This window comes from Streptomyces sp. NPDC033180, from assembly GCF_055577645.1.
Genome location: NZ_JBVIPU010000003.1, coordinates 77,787 through 100,007, shown reverse-complemented (window position 1 = coordinate 100,007; position 22,221 = coordinate 77,787). Strand labels below are relative to the sequence as shown.

The 22,221-nt window shown below is 70.0% G+C and carries 14 protein-coding genes, 1 tRNA gene, 1 other RNA gene and 2 pseudogenes; 9 read left to right on the top strand and 9 right to left on the bottom strand.

The window, feature by feature from the left end; translation table 11 throughout:
- Positions 1-103: 103 nt before the first annotated feature.
- Positions 104-1,018, bottom strand: coding sequence for a LysR family transcriptional regulator (locus ACZ5WE_RS11170; protein WP_467685352.1), 915 nt, complete (start codon positions 1,016-1,018; stop codon positions 104-106).
- A 164-nt stretch (positions 1,019-1,182) separates the two neighbouring features.
- Between ACZ5WE_RS11170 and ACZ5WE_RS11165 the strand changes: the two genes are divergently transcribed.
- Together ACZ5WE_RS11165 and ACZ5WE_RS11160 are read left to right on the top strand one after the other, a co-directional pair.
- On the top strand, positions 1,183-1,668 hold the full coding sequence (locus ACZ5WE_RS11165) for a cupin domain-containing protein (protein ID WP_467685350.1): 486 nt from the start codon (positions 1,183-1,185) through the stop codon (positions 1,666-1,668).
- A 9-nt stretch (positions 1,669-1,677) separates the two neighbouring features.
- Positions 1,678-4,995, top strand: a complete 3,318-nt coding sequence (locus tag ACZ5WE_RS11160) for an AfsR/SARP family transcriptional regulator (protein ID WP_467685348.1) — start codon at positions 1,678-1,680, stop codon at positions 4,993-4,995.
- 31 nt (positions 4,996-5,026) lie between these two features.
- Here ACZ5WE_RS11160 and ACZ5WE_RS11155 read toward each other — a convergent pair whose 3' ends face one another.
- The 5 genes from ACZ5WE_RS11155 to ACZ5WE_RS11135 form a co-directional block, all read right to left on the bottom strand.
- The gene (locus tag ACZ5WE_RS11155; RefSeq protein WP_467685346.1) at positions 5,027-5,851 is read right to left on the bottom strand and encodes an ABC transporter permease; all 825 of its coding nucleotides are present in this window, start codon (positions 5,849-5,851) and stop codon (positions 5,027-5,029) included.
- Between the two features lie 78 nt (positions 5,852-5,929).
- Positions 5,930-6,889, bottom strand: coding sequence for an ATP-binding cassette domain-containing protein (locus ACZ5WE_RS11150; protein ID WP_467685344.1), 960 nt, complete (start codon positions 6,887-6,889; stop codon positions 5,930-5,932).
- A 430-nt stretch (positions 6,890-7,319) separates the two neighbouring features.
- Positions 7,320-7,907 carry a DUF6192 family protein gene (locus ACZ5WE_RS11145; protein WP_467685342.1) on the bottom strand — a complete coding sequence of 196 codons (588 nt, stop codon included), beginning with the start codon at positions 7,905-7,907 and terminating at the stop codon, positions 7,320-7,322.
- 20 nt (positions 7,908-7,927) lie between these two features.
- Positions 7,928-8,362: a hypothetical protein gene (locus ACZ5WE_RS11140; RefSeq protein ID WP_467685340.1), complete on the bottom strand. Its 435-nt coding sequence runs from the start codon at positions 8,360-8,362 to the stop codon at positions 7,928-7,930.
- Positions 8,359-9,312 carry a DUF6192 family protein gene (locus ACZ5WE_RS11135; protein ID WP_467685339.1) on the bottom strand — a complete coding sequence of 318 codons (954 nt, stop codon included), beginning with the start codon at positions 9,310-9,312 and terminating at the stop codon, positions 8,359-8,361. Before ACZ5WE_RS11135 ends, ACZ5WE_RS11140 begins: the two co-directional genes overlap by 4 nt.
- A 932-nt stretch (positions 9,313-10,244) precedes the next feature.
- Between ACZ5WE_RS11135 and ACZ5WE_RS11130 the strand changes: the two genes are divergently transcribed.
- Entirely contained in the window at positions 10,245-12,227 is a 1,983-nt protein-coding gene (locus tag ACZ5WE_RS11130) for a hypothetical protein (protein WP_467685337.1), read from the top strand.
- Here the strand turns inward: ACZ5WE_RS11130 and ACZ5WE_RS11125 are convergent.
- Positions 12,224-13,624 carry a serine/threonine-protein kinase gene (locus ACZ5WE_RS11125; protein WP_467685335.1) on the bottom strand — a complete coding sequence of 467 codons (1,401 nt, stop codon included), beginning with the start codon at positions 13,622-13,624 and terminating at the stop codon, positions 12,224-12,226. The two genes, ACZ5WE_RS11130 and ACZ5WE_RS11125, sit on opposite strands and share 4 nt — an antisense overlap.
- Positions 13,625-14,119: 495 nt before the next feature.
- Here ACZ5WE_RS11125 and ACZ5WE_RS11120 point away from each other — a divergent pair, with 495 nt between their 5' ends.
- Positions 14,120-14,575 carry a hypothetical protein gene (locus ACZ5WE_RS11120; RefSeq protein WP_467685333.1) on the top strand — a complete coding sequence of 152 codons (456 nt, stop codon included), beginning with the start codon at positions 14,120-14,122 and terminating at the stop codon, positions 14,573-14,575.
- Positions 14,576-15,108: 533 nt separating this feature from the next.
- Positions 15,109-15,673: pseudogene (locus ACZ5WE_RS11115) on the top strand (HD domain-containing protein).
- Positions 15,674-15,677: 4 nt separating this feature from the next.
- Here ACZ5WE_RS11115 and ACZ5WE_RS11110 read toward each other — a convergent pair.
- A pseudogene (locus ACZ5WE_RS11110) lies at positions 15,678-15,782 on the bottom strand (NUDIX hydrolase); the annotation flags it as partial.
- 70 nt (positions 15,783-15,852) lie between these two features.
- A tRNA-Ser gene (locus tag ACZ5WE_RS11105) sits at positions 15,853-15,940 on the bottom strand.
- A gap of 142 nt (positions 15,941-16,082) precedes the next feature.
- Here ACZ5WE_RS11105 and ffs point away from each other — a divergent pair.
- The 4 genes from ffs to ACZ5WE_RS11085 form a co-directional block, all read left to right on the top strand.
- An RNA gene (gene ffs, locus ACZ5WE_RS11100) (signal recognition particle sRNA small type) lies at positions 16,083-16,181 on the top strand.
- Positions 16,182-16,223: 42 nt separating this feature from the next.
- Positions 16,224-18,563 (top strand): DNA polymerase III subunit gamma and tau, encoded by a 2,340-nt coding sequence (locus ACZ5WE_RS11095; protein WP_467685331.1) that lies wholly within the window; start codon positions 16,224-16,226, stop codon positions 18,561-18,563.
- Positions 18,564-18,973: 410 nt separating this feature from the next.
- Positions 18,974-20,257, top strand: coding sequence for a phosphoribosylamine--glycine ligase (purD, locus tag ACZ5WE_RS11090; RefSeq protein ID WP_467685329.1), 1,284 nt, complete (start codon positions 18,974-18,976; stop codon positions 20,255-20,257).
- A 370-nt stretch (positions 20,258-20,627) separates the two neighbouring features.
- Positions 20,628-22,221, top strand: a 1,594-nt coding sequence (locus ACZ5WE_RS11085; RefSeq protein ID WP_467685327.1) for a hypothetical protein, incomplete at its 3' end; no start/stop codon positions are given.

Genomic DNA, 22,221 nt, shown 5'->3' with positions numbered 1-22,221 from the left:
GCGGCGACTGTGCCCGCAGCCTCAGCGCAAGGAGCGGGAAGACCAGCACCGACACCATCCCCGCCCGCACCGGGCAGCAGAAGCACCGGTTCGTGAGGGGGCGTTACACCGCGCCGGAGTCGGAAGCGTGGCCGGCCGCGTCCCGCAACGCGTCCAGGAGGCCCCGTACCGCCGGGCGGTCCGGCGCAGGACCCCGCACCGCCGCGTAGATCGACCGGATCGGCACCGGGTTGCGGACCTCGCGGACGACCACTCCGGAGTGGGGTGTGTCCAGGCCGAGTTGCGGTACGAGGCTGACGCCGAGGCCCGCGGCGACGAAGCCCTGCGCCGTGGCGTAGTCCCCGCTCTCCACCACGAAGTCCGGGCCGAAACCGGCCGCGCCGCACGCGTCCAGGATGGGATCGAGACACGGACCCGGCGTCTCGCTCGCGACCCACGGCTCGTCGGCCAGGTCCGTCATCTCGAGCGGCTGCTTCGCGGCGAGGGGATGTCCCACGGGGAGTACGGCGTGGTACCGGTCGTCCAGGAGGTGCTCGAAACGGACTCCGTCCAGGGTGAGTTGGCCCCGAGGGCGGACCACGAGGGCCAGGTCCACCTGCCCGTCACGTACGTCCGGCATCGAGTCCTCGGGATCCGACAGCTTCAACTCGACCTGCACACCGGGCTGCGCGCGCCGCAGCGCGGCCAGCGCCGGGGCGACCAGCGTCGCGCCCGCCGTAGTGAAGTACCGCATCGAGACCCGGCCCGTCCGCCCCGCCCGCAGCGCGGCGAGCGCGGTCTCCGCCTCGGCGAGCTGCTTGCCGATCGCGACGGCGTACTCGGTGAGCAGCCGCCCGGCGTCCGTCGCCCGCACCCCGCGGCCGGTGCGCTCCAGGAGGGCGATGCCCGCCTCCTTCTCCAGGGCCGCCATCTGCTGGCTCACCGCGGAGGGCGTGTACCCGAGGTTGCGTGCCGCGGCGGTCACGGAGCCGCTGGTGACCACCGCCCGGAGGACTTGCATGCGCCGCGTATCAAGCATGCAGTACAGCTTAACTCTGCCCATGAACCCTTACGTACAACTAACAGGGTGAGTGGGTGACCTGTGGATAAAGTCAGCACACAGTGAGCGCCGACCGGCCGCCCCCATCTGGCCACGTCAAGGGGCCCCGTCAAGTGGCCGCGTCATCAACGAAGGAGTAGCGCATGTCCTACCCGGAGCCCCGCTATCTCGGCGAAGAGGGCGAAATCAACGCGGTGTTCAGGCCGGCCGACCAGGAGCCCGAGCTGGTCGGCCCCGGTGGCAACCGCACGCACTACCTCGCGACACACGCCTCCACCGGCGGTGAATTCGGCCTCTACAAAGTCGACTTGGCCGCGAAGTCGCCCGGGCCGAGCACCCACTTCCACAAGTCGATATCGGAGTCGTTCTTCGTCCTGTCCGGCCAGGTCCAGCTCTACGACGGAGACCGCTGGATCACCGGCGGCCCCGGCGACTTCCTCTACGTCCCCGTCGGCGGCCTGCACGCCTTCAAGAACGACAGCGACGCCCCCGCCTCCATGATCATGCTCTTCTCGCCGGGCGCCCCGCGCGAGGAGTACTTCGAGCAGGTGGCGGAGATGGCCCAGAAGGGCGGCAAGGAGTTCGGCGAGTTCCTCGTCAAGCACGACAGCTTCTTCGTCGAGCGCTGAGGACCCCGCGTGAGGATCTGCCTGCTGGGCCCGGTCAAAGTCACCGCCTCCGCCACCGCCTCCGACACCGTCACGGCCTCCGCCACCGTCACCACCTCCGAAGCTGCCGACGACGTAACGCCGGTCGCCCTGGGCGGCGTACGGCTGCGCATGCTGCTCGCCAGGCTCGCCATCGAAGGCGGGCGCCCGGTCTCCGTCGACGCGCTCGTCGACGGTCTGTGGGGCGAGCATCCGCCTGCCGACGCGGGTAACGCCCTGCAGGCGCTGGTGTCCCGGCTGCGCAAGGCCCTGCGCGGTGCCGGGACGGTGGACTCGGTCGCGGGCGGCTACCGGGTCTCGGTGGACGCCGACGACGTGGACGCGTTCCGCTTCGAGGAGCTTGCCGGGCAGGGCAGGCGTGAACTGGCCGCGGGTCGCCCGGACGAGGCCGCGTCGACACTCGGCGCCGCCCTCGCCCTGTGGCAGGGCGCCGCCCTCGCGGACGTACTGGAAGCGCCCTTCGCCCGCGCCGCCGCCACGCGCCTCGACGACCTGCGGTCCGCCGCCGCGGAGGACCGCTTCGACGCGGAACTGCGCCTCGGACGGCACGCCGACGTTCTCGCCGACCTCGAAGCGGCGGGCATGGAGCGCCCGTTGAGCGAGCGCGTGGCCGCCCTGCGGATGCGCGCGCTGTCCGCCGGGGGCCGTAACGCCGACGCCTTCGCCGTGTACGAGGAGATGCGGGGCAGGCTCGACGACGAACTCGGCGTCGACCCGTCGGCCGAGCTGAAGGACGTCCATCTCGCGCTCCTGAGAGGGGAGTTGGGGCAGCCGGCGGCCCGCCCCGAGCCCGTCGCCCCCGCGCCCAACCGCCTACCCGCCCGCCTGACCAGCTTCGTCGGCCGTGACGCCGAACTCGACCAGCTCGCCGCGCTCCTGGCCGCATCCCGCCTCGTCACGCTCGTCGGGCCCGGCGGCGCGGGCAAGACCAGGCTGTCGCTCGAAGCCGTCACCCGGCACCGGGCGTATCAGCGGGGCCGGGTGTGGTTCGTGCCGCTGGCCGGTGTGGGCGCCCCGGACCAACTGGCCGACGCGGTGCACGCCGCGCTCTCCAGCGGCGGCGCGGACAGCGGAAACACTCGGGTCGACCGCGTGACCGAGGTGCTCGACGTCGGTGAGGCCGTCCTCGTACTGGACAACTGCGAGCACCTGGTGGAGGCGGCGGCGGACCTCGCGTACGAACTCCTCGACAAACTGCCGCACTTGAGGATCCTCGCCACCAGCAGGGAACCCCTCGCCATCACCGGCGAGGCGCTGTGCCACCTGGGCCCGCTCGGGGTGCCCGCGGGGACCCCGGAGCTCGCGGATGCGGCCGGCTCGGCTGCGGTGCGCCTGTTCACCGACCGGGCGTCCGGAGTGCGGCCCGGCTTCACGCTGGACGCGTCCACCGTGGACCCGGTGGTGGAGATCTGCCGCCGCCTCGACGGGCTCCCGCTCGCCCTGGAGCTGGCCGCGGCCAAGCTGCGCTCGATGAGCGTCGGCCAGATCGCGCGCCGCCTCGACGACCGGTTCCGGCTGCTCACCTCGGGCAGCAGGACCGCGCTGCCGCGCCAGCGCACGCTGCTCGCGGTCGTCGAGTGGAGCTGGGACCTCCTCGATGAACCCGAGCGGATCCTCGCCCGCAGGCTGTCGGTGTTCCCCGGCGGGGCGACCGTCTGCGCCCTGGAGGCGGTCTGCTCGGACGAGACGCTGCCGGTCGACGATGTTCTGTACGTACTGGGCTCCCTGGTGGAGAAGTCGCTCCTGGACACGGCCGACGACGCGGACGGCGAGCAGCGCTACCGGATGTCGGAGACCGTGCGCGCCTTCGCCGCGGGCCGCCAAACCGAGGCGGAGGCCGCGGACGGTGACGGTGGCCGTCGCACGGCGGACCGCCTCGCCACCTACTTCCTCACCCTGGCCGAGCAGCACGAGCCCGCCCTGCGCACCGGCGACCAGCTCCGCTCGCTCACGCTCTTCGACGCCGAGCACGACAACCTGGTCGCCGCCCTGCGCGCGGCCGTCGAGGCCCGGGACGCGGCCCTCGTGTCCCGGTTCGTGCGCGCGCTGTTCTGGTACTGGGGGATCAGGGGGATGAGCACCCAGTTCGAGACGTTCCTCGCCGAGGTCCTCACCTTCGACGAAGCCCTGCCCGGCCGGGCACGGGCCGCCTTCCGCGTGGTGCGTCTGATGGCGGGCACGCCGGGGGCCGCGGGCAGCGACGACATACCCGTGCGGACGCTGATCGAGGACTGCGAGCGGGCCGGGGCGGCGGAGTTCCACCCGGCGCTGCTGCTGTGGATCCCCATGCTGGCGTTCTTCACCGGCAACGCCGACCTGGGGGAGAGCGGTCTGCGACGGGCTTCGCAGCGGCCGGATCCCTGGGTGCGGGCGAGCGCGCACTGGGCGCGGGACTTCGTGCTCACCGCGCGGGGCGAGCAGCCCGCGGGCGCGGAGTCGCGCCGTGCGGCGCTGCGGGGCTTCGAGGCCGTGGGCGACCGATGGGGCATCGGCCTCGCGCTGCTCGCCGTCGGCGGCGACCACTCCCTGCGCGGGGAGCACGGGGAGGCGATCGCCGCGTACGCGAGGGCGGTGACCGTCAGTACCGAACTCGGCGCCGAGGACGATCTGTTCAACAGCAGGGCACGGCTCGCGGCGGAGCGGCTGCGCGGCGGCGACCGGGAGGGCGCCCTGCGGGACATCCACGCGGCGCAGCGGCAGGCCAAGGAGCGGGGGTATCGGCGGATGGAGGCCGAGATGCTGTTCAGCCTCGCCGATCTGCACCGCAGGTCGGGCGAGCCGGAGCAGGCCGATCTGATCCTCGACCGCCTGGAGACCGTCGCGGACCGTCTGACCCTGCCCGAAGACATGGCCCGCGACCTGATCGCGGGCGCCCGGACGGCGAACCGGCTCGCGCAGGGCGACGCTGTGCGGGCGCGCGAGCTCCTGCCGAGGGCGGTGGGCGGTGCGTTCGCCCGGGGCGAGGTCGCGGACATCGCGCGGGCCGCCGAACTCCTGGCCCGGCTGCTCCTGCTGGAGGGCGACGCGGACGGGGCGGCCACCGCCCTTGGGATGAGCCAGGTGGTCCGGGGCGTGTTCGACGAGGGGGATCCGCAGCTGCGGGAGCTGGTCGCCGAAGTCGTGGCGCGGCTGGGGGCCGCCGGGTACGAGGCGGCGTACGGGCGGGGAGCCGGATTGCCGAGGCCGGACGCACTGGACCGTCTCAACCGGCTGAACCAGCTCAACCAGCTCAACCGGCTCAACCAGCTCAACCGGCTGACCGGGGAAGCCGGTCAGCCGGTGACGTAGTAGGAGTCGTGGAAGGGGGGAGGGGGGGCGCTCAGGCGGCGCGCTTGCGGTAGGCGCGCATCGCGAGAGGGGCGAAGACCGCGATCACGCCGACCATCCAGGCCAGGCTGCCGAGGAGCGGTCCCGCGACCTCGCCGCCGTTGAGCAGGCCGCGCATGGTGTCGGACATCAGGCTGACGGGGTTCACGTCCGACCAGACCTGCAGCCAGCCCGGCATGGTGCTGTCCGGTACGAAGACGTTGCTGGCGAAGGTGAGCGGCAGGACCAGGACGGTCATCAGGCCCTGTACCGAACCGGGGGTCTTGACCAGCATGCCGACGTACACCGACATCCAGGAGAAGCTGACGGCGAAGCCGATGAGCATGACGAGCGCGGTCAGCGCCGCCGCCGGGTCGGTGTCGGTCCGGTAGCCCATGACCAGGGCGAGGGCGACCAGCGTGGCGAGGCAGACCACGTACCGCACGACGTCGGCGAGTACCGCGCCGATCAACGGGGCTGAGCGGGCGATCGGCATGCTGCGGAAGCGGTCGAAGATGCCCGTGCCGGAGTCGGCGTTGAGGGAGACGCCGATGCCGATGCTGGCCTGGAAGACGGTCATCACCATGATGCCGGGCGTGATCATCTGCAGGTAGGCGTCGGTGTCGCCGCCCGCGATGGCGCCACCGAAGAGGTAGACGAACATCAGGAGGAAGACGATCGGCGTGAGGACGACATCGATGAGCCGGGCGGGCGACTTGATGAACTTGGTGACGCCGCGCCCGGCGAGAGCGAGGCTGTGCCGGGCGGCCTTGGCCGGGGTGATGCGGAGCGCGGGGGTGTCCGACCGCGGGGCGGACGCGAGGGTGACGGTGCTCATGACGGAGGTCCTTTCGGCAAAACGGCTGGGGGAGTCGGGGGCGCGGCAGTGCCGCGGGAGGCCTTCGAGGCGGCCCTTCTAGGCGGCCTTCCCGGAGACCTTCCCGGAGGCCTTTCCGGTGAGCGCCAGGAAGACCTCGTCCAGGCTCGGCAGGCGCAGGCCCAACTCGTCGGCAGTGATGCCGGCCCCGTCGAGGCGTCGTACGAGGGCGGAGACGAGCATCGGGTCGTCGACCGGCACGGTGAGCAGACCGTTGTCGGCGTCACGCTGGGGCGCGGCCCCGGTGAGCTCGGCGAGGATGCCGCTCACGGCGTCCAGGTCACGGGCGACGGTCGGCCGCACCTGCAGCGTCTGACCGCCGACCCGCCGCTTGAGCTCGTCGGGACGCCCTTCCGCGACGACGCGGCCACGGTCGAACACGGTGATGGAATCGGCCAGTTGATCGGCCTCCTCCAGATACTGCGTGGTGAGCAGCACGGTGGCACCGTCGGCGACAAGGCGACGCACGACCGCCCAGACCTCCTTACGGGCGTGCGGGTCGAGCCCGGTGGTCGGCTCGTCCAGGTACAGCACCTCCGGCCGGCCGACAAGGCTCGCCGCGAGGTCGAGGCGCCGCCGCATCCCTCCGGAGAAGGTGCTGATCGGCCGCTGGGCGGCCTCCGTCAGCTCGAACTGCTCGAGCAGTTCGAGCGCCCGTGCCTTGGCGTCCCGCCGCGACAGATCGAGCAACCGCCCGAGGAGTACGAGGTTCTCGGCGCCGGACAGCTCCTCGTCCACGGAGGCGTACTGCCCGGTGAGCCCGATCAGGCTCCGGACCCGCACCTGATCCCTGACCACGTCATGACCCCCGACGGTGGCGTGCCCCGCGTCGGGCCGCAGCAGCGTCGACAGAATCCGTACGGTGGTGGTCTTCCCGGCACCGTTCGGCCCGAGCACCCCGATCACCTTCCCGGCCGGAACCTCCAGGTCGACACCGTCCAGCGCGACGAAGTCCCCGTACTTCTTGACCAGTCCTTCGGCCTTGATGGCGTACGACATCGTGGTTCTCCTCCGCGGCCCTGACCGGGCCCTCGTCTCGTCCTGCTCGCTTGTCCTTCTCGACGAGCAAGACGATGCCGGGGGCCGCTGACAGGGAGCGGCCAGCACGCTGACAGAAGCCGGCGGGCCCTGTCAGGGAGGATCAGTGAGCGGCGCTGGTGCCTGCGCCCGCGCTTCGCGGATCGGAAACGTCGAAGGCCCCACTGCGAACAGTGGGGCCCATCAACCTCGTGCCCGGTGAGGCACTGGCGGAGGATACGAGATTCGAACTCGTGAGGGGTTGCCCCCAACACGCTTTCCAAATGTTCGCCTGGGAGTTCGGGAAGATCAGATGCGTCCTGACCTGGAGCGGAGTGGGCGCTGGGCGGGGCTCTGAACCGTGCCGGACGTAGGTGGACGAGACCAGGACTGAGACCACGGAGCCGGTGATTCAGGGATCTCTCATGGCTGTCCGTGCGGTCTCGCAGGTCCAGCCCGACTTCGGTTCCAGCGGTGGGTGTTTGATGAGGTCGAAGCGATCCGGGTGGCTGGCGAGAATCGCGTGCACTGACCAAGAGGTGGACGCATCGCGCTTACCCCGGGGCCAAGCGGCTGCGACTCGGCGGTATCTGGCCAGAGAGCCCGGCCGCATGCCCACGGCTTCGGCGAGTTCACCGAGCAGGTTGGGGTCCTGGATGGGGCCCTCGCCTAATGGCTGTAAGTCAAGGGCGAGGTCTCCTAGCTCGAACTGGATCGCGCGGGCCCGCTTTACGAGCTCGGTCCCATGGCTGGCGAGCTCGGAGTGGCGCTTGCCGGCTGTCGGCGGCTTTTCTGCGGGACGTTTCCGGCGTTCCCAGTCCACGGCCCGGGCCGCAGCGACTCTCTCTTCTGGCGTGTGGGTGCAGTAGGGGCAGCCGCCGACTGCCTCGAAGGTTTCCCTGGCGGCCAGGTGGTTGAGGTGGCACCTGACGATTACTGCCGTGTGCCCTTCTTCGCTCCAGAAGAGTGGGACGTCGTCGGGGCCGTCGGCCTTCTCCATGAGGCAGTCACCTTCTCTCCCTAGCCGTCGCCGCGAAGGGCAAGCTCTGCGGAGAAGCCCGCGTCGCGCAGACGGCGAGTGGCTCGCAGGACGCCGCTAAGGGTCTGGTTGATCACGATGATCTGGGGGGTCTTCTGGTCGGCCGGTGCGAGCGGTGCGATGGCGCTGCGCTGGAGCCGGGCGATACGTTTGTCGATCAGTGCGACTTCGCGGGTGACGGTCAGCACGGACAGTTGGGGATCGCGGGTGCGCATGTACTGGGAGAAGAGGTACAGCAGGCACTCCTCCTCCGCGACGCACTTGTTGTCCTTGGCCCAGGCTTTGGCGATCTCGAACTGTCCCTCGGCCATCTTCGCCAGCGCGTCTTCACGCGCAATCGCCTTGTTGTCAGCGGTTCCGATGAGCTCCCACAGTTCCTCGCCGAGGTCATGGGGGGACCTCCGGTCCGTCGTCATCGGTCCTCCCCGCCGGCCTCGTCCCGGAGCATCTCGGCGAGTGCGGCGTCCATGTCCGGTTTGCCGGTGGTGGCGACGTGCTCGCACCAGTCGCAGACAGCGCGGACCTTCTGCAGGCTGTCGGTGATGGCTTCCATGGCGGTGTCGTCACAGTTCTCCGTCTGCAGCAGGACCACGGCGTTCTGCATGGACACGCAGAAGCTGGTGGCGACCCCGAGGATCTTGAGAACTGCTGACGGGGTGTCCTTGTAATTGACGGCGGGAGGCTGTTGCGCGGAGGAGGGCTCGTGCCTTTCGGCCTTCGGGGATGGTTCGTTCAGCCCTGCGAATGCGTGTGCCTCGTGTGCCCGTTCTTCAAGCTTCTTTCCGCGCTCGCGATTCGCGTCACGTACGGCCTTCCGGAAGCGTGGGTTGTCGACGGCGGCGTCGATCACCTCTGTCCGTTCTGCCAGCCGAGCGAGCGCTTCTGCGGCCTCGTCGGTGTCGCGCAGGATGTGTTTGACCTTGTCGATGCGCTCCTCTGGCGTCTTGGGGTGCATGGGCATGAACTCCCGGGCGCGCAGGGCTTCGTCCTGCGTCCACGGCACCGTCTCTTCAGGGGCGGTGGGGTCCGGTGGTTCGGCGCGGATTATGCGGAACCGATCGGGTTCGGCGGCCAGACGCACATGTACGGACCAGGAGACGTCAGGGCGCCGCATGGCAGCCGGCCACGCGCGGGAGACGTACCGGTAATGCAGAAGGGTGTTGGGCCTGGCCCCGATCTGCTGGGCGTAGACCTCAACAATCATTTCCACATCGCCCTGACGTTCGGGGGAGTCGAGCATTTCGACGAGTGTGTCGCCCAGTTCGAACTTCGCATCGCCGATCTGTTTCACGAGCCGGCGCCCCTTTTCTACGTACGCCTGCCACTCGTCTTCCTTGAACCCGAGTGGAGGGACGGCACTGACCATGGCAGCCTCCAGCTGTCTTGTCCGGGCTGGCCGGGGAGCGCTGGAGGGCCGCTGGTCGCGCGGTCGCGGCGCCGGGTCGGGTCCGGCCGCTGTTCCACACACATCGTGGCGTCCCGCAACGAGAGAGAGGAGGGCGAACTACCTGCTGAGAGAAGCACTCACGTTCGCCTTCGAGCGCCCCTCCAATCTTGTGAGCGCTGGGGAGCACCGTAGAGCGTGCGCGATGGCCGAGCGCCCATCTCTGAGCCTGAAGAGGCTACAAGCGAGAGGCGTGGACATTGATCGCGCGGGTCGCCTTGGCGCGTGTCATGCAATGGCGGTGAGAGACAGGATAGGGGCCAAATCCGTCCATCTTTGCCTCAGTTCGCATGGAGTAGACAGGAATGATCGAGAAACGGCTATGGCGCCGTTGGGTGTCGTCTTCGCCATTTGCCGGTATCCCTGCTTGTCTGCCAGTGGGCAGATATGGAGAGTTCATGTTCCGACATCGTGCTCGTGCCGCCGACCGTGCCTCCAGCGAGGCCCAGTCGGCTAGTCGATGCTGACGATGCACGAACAGTAGTCGTGGCCTGACGATTCCGGACGGGTCGCTGCTTCGGCCAGACCATGCCGAAGGTAGCGATAGAGCCCGACTTCCTACCGCCGGACTTTCGGGCGCCGCCTCGTCAGGACTGCGCCGGGTTCATGATGCCCTGGGGCGCCCGCTCGTCTTCGACGGCGAGATCCGTTCCAGTCGTCCAAGGCCCACTGGGTGTCGGCCCTTGAATCCAAGCCGTGGACTCCTTGCGGGGATGTTGGGACTGCGGCTACACCAGCGGCGAGGGGGGAAGAGTCTCTAGAGTGCATGATCGTTGGGTAGTTCGTGCCGGGCGCTGTGAGGGGTCGAGGGGGCTGTTGTGAGGGTCGAACTTCCGCCGGAGCCGGTGTACTTCGTGAACCGCGACGACGAGCGGGAACGCGCCTTGCGAGCCGTGGCGGACTGGCGGAGCCGAACCCGCCCGTTGGTCTTGGCGCTGAGCGGGCCGGGCGGTCTGGGAAAGACAGAGCTGGCTTATCTGATCGCTCGTACGTTGGGTGACCGCTTTCCGTACACGGATGGTGTGCTATCCGTCGACCTGGACGACTTCCGGGCGGACGGCGTGCTGGACCCCGGTGATGTTCTCTCCCAGTTGCTGAACTCTCTCGACGTGGCGCCGGACCAGGTACTGGCGCCGTACGCCGCTAGATGTGGGCAGTACTGGAACAGGACCTCCGACGCGAAACTGGTTCTCCTGCTGGACAACGCCCGCTATGCCTCGGAGGTTGTCCCCCTGCTCCCGGCGTCGGGGGCCAGCGTGGTGATCGTCACGAGCCACGGGCCGCTCCACGACTTCGAAGCTGGCGCGGCGGTGGATTTGGCACTGCCGCCACTGGGCGAGGGGGCCGCGACGGAGCTGCTGGAGCTGATCGTTCGTGACCACCGATTGGCCGCAGACCCGGAGGCGGCGCGGGCGGTGATCCGCTTGTGCGACGGTCTTCCTGCCGCGCTGCACGTGGCCGGCCGGTGGGTGCGCATGCACCGACTGCGTCCACTCTCCCGTCTCCTCGCCGATCTCAGGGCGGAGCTGGATGAGAACGGCGTTTCCGGGGTGGAGCGGATCTGGGATTCGGCCTACGCTGATCTGCCTCGTCCGGCGGCTCTCCTCTACCGGTTGCTGGCGCACCACCCTGGTGAGACGTTCACGCTCCACTCAGCAACCGCATTGTCTGGGCTGGAGCCGGAGGCGTGCCAGGATGCCCTGGAGGATCTGGACCGGGCCGGGTTACTAGATCTGCGTCTGTGGTCGCTTACGGAGACTGGCCAGATGAGACTGCCGGGGCCGCTGCGCGCGCACGCCCTGCGCCGGTCCCGTCAGGAGTCGGCGGAAGGCGAAGTGGTCGAGGCGCAGATGAGGCAGCTGCGCTGGTTCGTCAGGCAGGCTCAGCTGGCCGACCGGTTCACGGCTGGTCGCCGGCTGACCGTCGTGGATCTCCTCGATCCCCTTCCCGGTGTGCCGGACGTTCCACTGGAGGATCCGGAAACGGCCGGGGACGACGAAACCCGAGCTGAACGTGCCGCGCGCGCCGCCCGCTGGCTGGACGAGGAACGGCATGTGGTGTTCGCGTGCTCGCGCCTGGCCCACGGCCTAGAGATGGACAACGAGACAGTGGCCCTGTCCGAGCCTGCGTGGACGCATGCCCTGGACCACCCCCACCAGTCCGAGGTCATCGAAGTCTTCCGGCGTGCCGTCGACTCAGCAGTTCGCCACGGCGGGAACGTCGGGTGGCTGGTGCGCACGCGCTGTCAGCTGGCCAGGCCGCTGTGGGAGTCGGGAGAGTTGAACGAAGCCCAAGAGCAGATCGACGGCGCGATGTCCGCCCGCGAACTGCTGGGAGACTCCGAACGGGATCGAAAGCTCGCCGCATCGGCCCTCGAACACTGCGGCATGCTCAAGGGCGCGCAAGGTCAGTGGAATGCTGCTCTGGTCGATTTCACAGCCTCCCGAGACATGCACCGGTTGATCCCCAACCTCTACGGCGAACTGCTCCAGACCTATCGGATGGGAGAGGCGAGCGCGAAGGCGGGTGACCTTGAGACAGCCCATGGTTTGCTTGCCGAGGCGCACATGGGGTTTGTAGCGGAGAAACGAGAGAGGCTGATCGGACGCTCGGCGTTCGCCCTCGCAGGCGTCCTGTACCGCATCGGCCGGACGAACGAGGCCCGTGAGATGTACCACCAGTCGCTGGGGCAGGCCGACAAGAGGCGCTCGGGTTTCGACCTGGCACGTGTTCACGATGCTCTCGCCGAACTAGACACGGCCGAAGGGCACTTGGCGGAGGCCGAGGAACACCGCGTGGCGGCCCAGACCTTCCGACGGCGCAACGGCCTTGGCTAGATCACTTGCGCGGCTTCGGCGTTGGTGGCAGGGCGGACGGTGACACAGAAACTTCGCTCTCCGACGAGGCAGTTCATCACGGTGCGACTGTCCATGGCGGGCTGACCGGAGACCAGCTGGGCGTGTACGGCCGACAGCGCGATGGCTGGGTCGATCTGCACGATCTGGCCTGCTTCGGAGACGGGGTCGACCTGGGCTGCGTATGTCCGTTCGTGACCGCGGGCTCTGAGCAGGAACCCGCCGGATGGCAGCACGGCTGCTGCAGCACGGCAGCCCGGGTAGGCGAATAGTGCGTGGCGGGTCCAGCCGTCGGCGGTCCAGGCCAGGTCCACTGGGGCGGCGGATACCGGGAGCGGACGGCGATACAGCAGGCCCGCGGAACGGGCGAGCCGCTCGCTGGCGGCACCTTGCTCCACGGCCAGGTGGTGGCCGGGCAGCCCGGCGCCAGCCGGATATCGGGTGATCCGGACGCCAGCTGCGGATGTCGTCACATGGACATCGAACGCTGCAGGGACACGGGCGGCTGGCCTGGGCAAGGGCAGCAACCGGGGTGTGACGCTGTAGGCAGGTGGTGCAAGGTCGAGAAGGGCGTAGACCTCGGATCTCAGTCGATCCACGGCATCACCAGCCTGAGCAAACGCGGCCTGAGCGGCAGCCCGCCCAGGACCCTCGCGATAGGCCCGCAGTGCGTCCGCCACCCCCTCAGCCCCTCCCAGCAGCGGTATGCGGTCCAGAAGTTCACCCATCGGGCTTTCGCGGATCAATTCGCCGCCACCTGGGTGGACGTTAACGATGGGGCGATCTTGGGCGGCGCAGTAGTACAGGGCGGCTGATCCGTGGTCGGTGACCAGAGCATCTGCAGCGATCAGGACGGAGGCCCATTCCTCGTGCGGATCCGGAAGGATCATTCCCGCGTCTAGGGCTGGGGCAAGACGTTCGGCCAGCTCGTACTTACCCAGCAGGCTGCGCTCATTGGGGTGGAGCACGAACGCCAACTGGTACTCATCGTAGGCCAGTTGGCCAGCCAGCTCGGCGGCCAGTTCGGGGCGCTGCCGGACGAGGGACTCAGGGCCCCAAGTGGAGACCATGACCAGCAGCTTGCGGGCTCCAGTGCCCAACACCCTCCGGTAGCGGTCACGCAGGGACGTCGAGGCCAGGACGCGTTCCAGAGTGAGATCGCCGATCACCTTCGCGGGCCGGGCCAGTGGGTCCGCCGCCGCCAGCCGCGCGACCTGATCGGGGTGGGCCAGGGCGTGCAACGCTATCTGGCCGCGGCCGTCGGGCCGTCGCAAGAACATCGGGTCCAGTCCGGATGCCGAGTCCGCCGAACCTTCATTGTGGAGCGTCTTGTTGAAGCCCGCGCCGTGAGGAAGGAGGACATGCGGGCCGCTCAGCATTCTGAGGTCCCCTTTGGGGCTTGCGGTGACGATCAGGTCGTACGACCGAGCACACGCTTCGCTCCACGGTATTGTGCGGCCTCCGAGGGCGTCGATCGCAGAGAGCGCGTCGGATCCAAAGTCGGAGCCGGGAATGAGTGTGAACTGGCGCGTGATCCTGGCGTCTCCCGAGAAGACGGGAAGAGCATCTAGCAGGCGATATAGCGCAACCGCAGACCGAGCTGCGAACAGGACCGCTCGCCCGTCGCCCGTCGCCCGTCGCCCGTCGCCCGTCGCCCGTCGCCCGTCGCCCGTCGCCCGTCGCCCGAAGTCTCAAGTCTACCGGAATCCGGCAGACCGACACTGGCGTTTCCGCTGGTCGAGATAGGTGCCTTCGCGTCGTCGGGCGACATGATCCGATCCTATCGTGAGCTCTTCGGAGATAGCGGAGAGTGATCCACGCCGCACATTTGGCGAGGGAGTGCGCGAGCCCTACCTGATCGCGAGGATGACGACATGAGTGACTGGGGAATTGCCCTCATTGCTGCGGGCTCGGCGATCGCGGGCAGCGTTGTGACCGGCTGGTACTCCCGCAGCGCAGGCATCCGACAGGCTGCCGCCGCACGTCATGCGGGGGATCGCCAGGCGGATGCACTGCTCGAATCAGTTCGCATGACGCTTCGAGGTGAGTCGAACCACCGCGAGTTCGCCCTTCGACGCCAGACCTATGCGGAGTTCCTCGGAGCCGCAGAGGCGAGGATTTTCGCCGAGCGAAGTGGGCGGGGCCCAGCCGTCGATGATGCCCTGCTGCAACGTGCCTTGAGCGGGGTACTTCTGGAAGGCCCGCCCGATGCCGCTGCCGCGGCGCAGCACCTCGTCGACTCCCTGCGCCGCCATGAGAGGCCGGACGAACTCAAGCGAGCGAAGGCGGCTTTCATCTCCGTGGCGCAGGAGTGCTGCCAGTCCCGGTGACCATCGGTGGCCTGTGGCAGGTTCGGGGATCGCTGCTTGGCCGTTGTGGACGCCGTAGCCCTCCCAGTGCAACATTCCACCGCACTCGCGGGACCCCCACAGAACGGCTGCTCGGCGCTGGAGAAGCTCGGCGGCAACGCGGCCACTGGGTCCAGTTGGTGGTCTTGCCGCCGGTGCCGGTGTATTGACGGGCCACACCGGCGAAGGCGTCGCCGTCCTTGCAGAAGCCGGGTGTCGCCGGTGATCAGCGCGGTCGGGTTCAGGGCGCGGTGTATGCGCCAGGCCAGGCCCCCAGGCGGGCGGCCACCCACCGATTTGCGGCCGCTTCCGGTCATCAGTCCGCGCAGGTAGTCCAGGCCCCAGGGGCGCTGGTCCCGGCGCGTGAACGGTTCGAGCAGTTCGATGGCGGGGTCGGCCAAGTCGCCGAAGCAAGCAGCTCCTCGATAACGGCCACAGTGTCAGAGAGGTGGCCATGAGGATGCCGCTGCTGCTCAGGCTGTCCTCGCGCGCTGCCGCAGCCGTATCCTCGCCGCGTGACGACGGTTAAGGGCGCGTACAAGCTGGCCGAAGCCCTGCTGAGTGAAAGCCTGCCGCGACGATGGGCGCACACACAGGGGGTGGTCGCCTGCGCCAGACAACTCGCGCCCCTCATGGGCAGCGGAGCCGAGGGCCTGGAAATGGCAGCCGTGCTGCACGACATTGGGTACTCGCCGTCGCTTGTCGACACCGGCTTCCACCCCCCTCGACGGTGCACGTCACCTTCAGGCACTCGGCACTGTGAGCGATCGAGTCGTACGCCTGGTGGCGAACCACTCCTTCGCGCTCCTGGAGGCTGAAGAGCGCGGTCTGCGGACAGAACTGGCCGCCGAGTTTCCCTTGCCCGGCGATGTCCTGTTGGTGGACGCCTTGGTGTACTGCGACCTGACCACCACGCCGGACGGAGAGCGCACGACTTCAGAGGAGCGGGTGGGCGAGATCTTGGGCCGGTACGGCGCGGACAGCATCGTCGGACGATTCATCCGACGGGCCGCACCCGAGATCCACGCCAGCGTGGGACGGGTGCGGGCTGCGGCGGACGACCTGGGCGTCGTGCTCTGATCAGCTATCCGAGGTAGGGATAGGTGCCGGCCAGGTAGTCGCCGATCTGCTGGCGCATGCTGGGGTGGATGTCGTAGTCGTCGAGGTCGTCGGGCTGGACGAAGCGGACTGAGGCCACACACGAAGAAGGGCCCCACCGCGAACGGTGGGGCCCTTCGACATCGTGCCCGGTGAGGCACTGGCGGAGGATACGAGATTCGAACTCGTGAGGGGTTGCCCCCAACACGCTTTCCAAGCGTGCGCCCTAGGCCACTAGGCGAATCCTCCGCCGCAAACAATACAAGACGTTGAGGAGTGCTCGCGAACCAGATCGCCTCCGATCCGAAGATCGCTACCGAGATCGTTCCGAGGCGGGTATCGGGGTGGGGTCCGCCGTCGCTTCCGGCCCCGGGGATCCGCTAGGGTGGGTGTCAGCCCCTCACGTGGCGCTATCTGACTGAACTCCCCCAGGGCCGGAAGGCAGCAAGGGTAGGTTGGCTCTGGCGGGTGCGTGGGGGGCGCTTTGCGTTCGCGGTAGGTGTTGTCAGTGGGCGCCATTAACCTCGTATGTGTGTCGTCTCTCGCGTTGTACCGCCGCTATCGCCCGGAGTCGTTCGCCGAGGTCATCGGGCAGGAGCATGTAACTGACCCGTTGCAGCAGGCGCTGCGCAACAACCGGGTCAACCACGCCTACCTGTTCAGTGGTCCGCGCGGCTGCGGCAAGACGACGAGCGCGCGCATCCTGGCCCGCTGTCTCAACTGTGAGCAAGGTCCCACTCCGACCCCCTGCGGCGAGTGCCAGTCCTGCCGCGACCTGGCGAGGAACGGCCCCGGTTCGATCGACGTCATCGAGATCGACGCCGCTTCGCACGGCGGTGTGGACGACGCTCGTGATCTGCGCGAGAAGGCCTTCTTCGGCCCGGCGAGCAGTCGGTACAAGATCTACATCATCGACGAGGCGCACATGGTCACCTCGGCGGGCTTCAACGCCCTGCTGAAGGTGGTCGAAGAGCCGCCGGAGCACCTCAAGTTCATCTTCGCGACGACGGAGCCCGAGAAGGTCATCGGGACGATCCGGTCGCGTACGCATCACTATCCGTTCCGTCTCGTGCCGCCGGGGACCCTCCGTGAGTACTTGGCCGAGGTGTGCGGCCGGGAGCAGATGGCCGTCGAGGAGGGTGTGTTCCCGCTGGTCGTGCGGGCCGGTGCCGGGTCCGTGCGTGACTCGATGTCCGTCATGGACCAGCTGCTCGCGTCCGCGGCGGACGACGGTGTGACGTATGCCATGGCGACGTCTCTTCTTGGTTACACGGACGGGTCGTTGCTCGACTCCGTGGTGGAGGCCTTCGCTTCCGGGGATGGCGCTGCCGCCTTCGAGATCGTCGACCGCGTGATCGAGGACGGCAACGACCCGCGGCGCTTCGTCGCCGACCTTCTGGAGCGGCTGCGGGACCTGGTGATCCTCGCGGCGGTTCCGGACGCGGCGGAGAAGGGGCTCATCGACGCCCCCTCGGACGTCGTGGAGCGGATGCAGGCGCAGGCGGGCGTCTTCGGCGGCGCCGAGCTCAGCCGCGCGGCCGACCTCGTGAACGAAGGCCTCACGGAGATGCGGGGGGCGACGTCGCCCCGGCTGCAGCTGGAGCTGATCTGCGCGCGCGTGCTGCTTCCGGCCGCGTATGACGACGAGCGCTCGCTCATGGCCCGCCTCGACCGGCTGGAGCGTGGCGGCAACTTCATGGCGGGGGCGCAGGCGGGGGGCGGGTCTGGGCCTGGGTCCGGTCCCGCGATGGCGTACGTTCCCGGGCCCGACGCCCATGCCGGGGCGCGGCAGGGCGGCGCCGAGGCGCAGGCCGCTCCGGTTCCGCCGGGGGGCGGGGTCGCGGCGGCGCGGGCGGCTGTGCGGGGCGGGGGGCAGGCTGCTGCTTCTCCGGGTGCTGCGTCTCCGGGTGCTGCTTCTTCGGGCGCTGTTTCGTCGGGTTCGGGCTCTTCGGGCTCTTCGGGCTCTTCGGGTCCTGAGCCTGTGGCCCCGCCGGTTGCTCCACCCGTTGCTCCCCCGGTGCAGGCGGCTCCGGTTCCGGAGGCGGGGCAGCCTGCCGCGGCTTCCGGTGAGCGTCGCCCTGGTGGGTGGCCCACGGCCTCGGCGCCGGGGAGCGGCCCGAAGCAGGCCGAGCCCACCGCTTCGGCTCCTGCTCCCGCGGAGGCCCCGCGTCCGGGTGGCTGGCCCACGGCTGCGGCCGCGGGTGTCGGTGCTGCGGCTCCGCAACAGCCGGCTCCGGTGGCACCTGCACCTGCACCTGCTCCGGCGGCAGCTCCGGCTCCGGCGGCGGGCGCGGTGGGCGGTCCCGATCCACGCTCCCTGTGGCCGAACATCCTTGAGGCGGTGAAGGGCCGCCGCCGCTTCACCTGGATCCTGCTGAGCCAGAACGCCCAGGTGGCGGGCTTCGACGGGACGACACTGCAGATCGGCTTCGTGAACGCGGGGGCGCGGGACAACTTCGCAAGCAGCGGTAGCGAGGACGTGCTGCGGCAGGCGTTGTCCGAGCAGTTCGGGGTGCAGTGGAAGGTCGAGGCGATCGTCGACCCCTCGGGGGGCTCGGCACCGCCACCCGCGGCGGGCAACTTCGGGGGCAGCGCGCCGCCGCCCTCGCGGCCGGCTCCGCCCCAGCAGCAGTCGCCCCCGCCCGCGCCGACCGCCGCGAGCCGGGCGCCGGCTGCCCCCGCGCCGACCTCGGCCCCGGCTCCCGCTCCCGCTCCGGCCTCGGAACGGCGCGTCCCGGACCATGTCTCCCCGGAGGACGACACCTGGGCGGACGACGACCCCGACCTGGTCGAGTCGGCCCTGTCCGGCCACGACCTGATCGTCCGGGAACTGGGCGCAACGATCGTCGAGGAATACAACAACGAACCCTGAGGCCCTCGGTCAGGGACCCTGAGGCCCTCGGTCAGGGACCCTGAGGGCCCTTGGCCAGGGACCAAGCCGGATAACTGCGTCCGCCCCGAGCCGGACGACTGCGTCCGCCCCGAGCCGGACGACTGCGTCCGCCCCGAGCCGGACGACTGCGTCCGGCGCGCAGTCGAAGGCGGGGCGATCGCAGCGTGGGGGAGCGGGCTGGGCGTCGGGCGCGGGTCGCCCAGGGCCAGGCCTTAAGGCGAAGCCCCCGCGGCGAAGAGCACCCCGGTACCCCCGCCCCCAGGCGAAAGCACGAGCCGCGGAGAGGGAGGCAGGGCAGGCCGCGGCTGGAGGAACGTACAAGCCAAGGGGCCCCCGCGGCTGGGGCTCCCGTACGAAGGTACTGGTCTGCGGCAGCTAGGCTGGCGCCCGTGAAGGTCCTCGTCATCGGCAGTGGTGCCCGCGAACACGCCCTGTGCCGCTCTCTGTCCCTCGACCCCGACGTCTCCGCCCTGTACTGCGCCCCCGGCAACGCCGGCATCGCGGACGTGGCCGAGCTGCTCCCGGTCGACGCCCTCGACGGCAGCGCGGTGGCCGCCCTCGCCACCCGGCTCGGCGCCGAGCTGGTGATCGTGGGCCCGGAGGCGCCCCTGGTCGCCGGAGTCGCCGATGCCGTGCGCGACGTCGGCATCCCCTGCTTCGGCCCCTCCGAGGAGGCCGCCCAGCTGGAGGGTTCCAAGGCCTTCGCCAAGGACGTGATGGCGGGAGCCGGGGTGCCCACCGCCCGGTCCTACGTCTGCACGACCGCAGAGGAGATCGACACGGCGCTCGACGCCTTCGGGGCGCCCTACGTCGTCAAGGACGACGGGCTCGCCGCCGGCAAGGGCGTCGTCGTGACCGACGACGTCGAGGCCGCCCGCGCCCACGCCCTCGCCTGCGACCGCGTCGTCATCGAGGAGTTCCTCGACGGCCCCGAGGTATCCCTCTTCGCCATCACGGACGGCGTCACCGTGGTACCGCTCCAGCCCGCGCAGGACTTCAAGCGCGCGCTCGACGGGGACGAAGGGCCGAACACCGGCGGCATGGGCGCGTACTCGCCGCTCCCCTGGGCCGACCCGAAGCTGGTCGACGAGGTCATGCAGAGCGTGCTGCAGCCCACCGTCGACGAGTTGCGCCGCCGCGGCACCCCCTTCTCGGGGCTGCTCTACGCGGGCCTCGCGATCACCAGCCGCGGCGTACGCGTCATCGAGTTCAACGCCCGCTTCGGCGACCCCGAGACGCAGGTCGTGCTCGCCCGCCTGAAGACCCCGCTCGCCGGAGTCCTCCTTGCCGCCGCGAACGGCACGCTGATCGACCTGCCCCCGTTGCGCTGGAGCGACGACGCCGCGGTGACGGTGGTCATCGCCTCGCACAACTACCCGGAGACTCCGCGCACCGGCGACCCCATCGAGGGGCTCGGCGATGTGGCGGCACAGGATGCCCCGCACGCGTACGTCCTGCACGCGGGGACGAAGCGCGACGGCGACGCGGTGGTCAGCGCGGGCGGCCGTGTGCTCTCCGTGACGGCGACCGGTGCGGATCTCACCGCGGCGCGCGAGAGGGCGTACGCGGCGCTGTCCCGCATCCGCCTCGACGGCTCCCAGCACCGCACGGACATCGCGGCGAAGGCGGCGTCGGAGGCGACGGCGCAGGCGTCGGAGGCGTCGGAGGCGTAACCAAGGCCGCACATGCGCGACCCCCGCGAACCCGCGCGCCACCCGCGAACGGCCCACAGGCCCCGGATCCGACACTGGATCCGGGGCCTGGTCGTCATCTCCTCGTCACCCCCCTCGTCATCCACCTTTACCCAAAGCCATTCCATCGAGTGACCGCTGGCCCATCCGGCTGACGATGCCCGGCACCCCAACTAGGGTGCGGCGCAAGCGGTTCAGGTGCCCAGAGCCAAACAGACCACCGGCATTGCGATGTCAGTGGCGGGTGCCACAGTGGGGGAGTGAGCAAATCCATCGGCGGCTGCCGTCCGCCCGTCGTCCCGGCCCCCGGCCGGGCCGCAGGCGGCACAGGCAGCAGGGGGTGACATCGGTCGTGTCAGGTACGGGTGTGGAGGTGGGCGTGCAGTCCGCGCGTTCCCAGGCGCTCGCCGTGCTGCGCATCCGCAGCAGGGCGCTAGCCGTCGCACTGCTGCCCGCGGCCGTCGCCGTCGTGCTGATCGCGGGCGGGGTCACGGGCCATATGACCGGCGGGAGTTGGGACGTCGTGCGCGGCGTCGTGACGGCCGTCGCCGCTGTCGTCCTGCTCGCCGCCGCGGGCATCGCGCTCGTGGTCGCGCGTTCCAGGCCCGCCGTCAGCCCGACCGTCCCGATCACCGAGAGCTCGGCCCCCGATCTGTACCGCCTGGTGCGGGACCTCGCCGACCGCCTGGACGTGCCGGCCCCGTCGGCGATAGCGCTCACCCCGGACTGCGACAGCTGGCTCGAGGACCGCACGCACCCCGCGCACGGCCCGCCCGCGGAGTCCCCCTCCCCGGCACCCGCAGAGGGCAATGGCGTACGGGACAGTCGCCCCGCCCCGCGCCGCCAGGCACCCGTCGCTCCGGTGCTCGTCATCGGCTCCCCGTTCCTGTGGTGGATGCGGGTCGGCGAGCTCCGCGCGGTGCTCGCCCCGGTCGTGGCGGGCACAGGTCCTTCGGCGCACCCCGACATAGCCGCGGCCCGGCGCTTCATCCGCGGCCTCGACGCCGCGGTGGCGGTCACCTCCGCACCGGGGCGCGGTCCACTCGTGCGCACGGTTCTCGGCGGCGCCGGCTGGGTGACGAGGCTGCTCCTGCGCAGCTGCCGGGGGCATGCCGGTGAGATGGAGCGCGGGGTCGCGGCAGCCGCCGCCGAGCGCGCCCAGGCCGTGGACTACGGGGTGCGGATCGTTGCCCAGGAGCAGGTGGGCCTGGCGTATGCCGGGTGGGACCGGCTCCTGACCAAGGTCGCGCTGCCCGCCTGGCGGATGGGCCGCTGGCCGTCACGCCTTGACGCGGGCGTCGTCTCCGCGCTCACCGAGCTCTCCCGCAGGGACCGCCTGGCCGAGGGCTTCACGTCCCGCCTGGGTGAGCGCCCCGCCTGTGATCTCCTGGAGGAGCCGGGCTCGGTCGACGAGGCGGCTTCGCTGCTCGCCGCCCGCCTCTTCCACGGCGGTCCCGCCGAGCAGAGCCCGGACTGGGCTCCGGTGGCGTGGCAGGAGTATCCGGACGAGGTCGTCGACCGGAAGTGGCGCATGGACGCCGCACGCCTCCACCGCGTCCTGGACTCCCTGGGCATCAGCCACGCCGCCGACCCGACGACACCCGACTCCAAGGGACCGACGCTGGGCCGCGTGCTGGACCATCTGACATCGGAGGGCTCCGCCCCGCCAAAGGCGCCCCTTCCGGCCCCCGCTGCCGGTGACGAGGCCTCCGCTGCCGGTGACGGGGCCTCCGCGTACGAAGAAGAATCCGAGCCCGACGAAGAATCCCTGCCCAGCGAAGAGCCCCCCGCCAGCCCCGAAAACCCCGCCAGCTCCGAAAGCCTCGCCAGCTCCGAACACCTCGACGGCTCCGAAAGCCTCGCCAGCTCCGAACACCTCGACGGCTCCGAAAGCCTCGCCAGCTCCGAACACCTCGACGGCTCCGAAAGCCTCGCCAGCTCCGAAC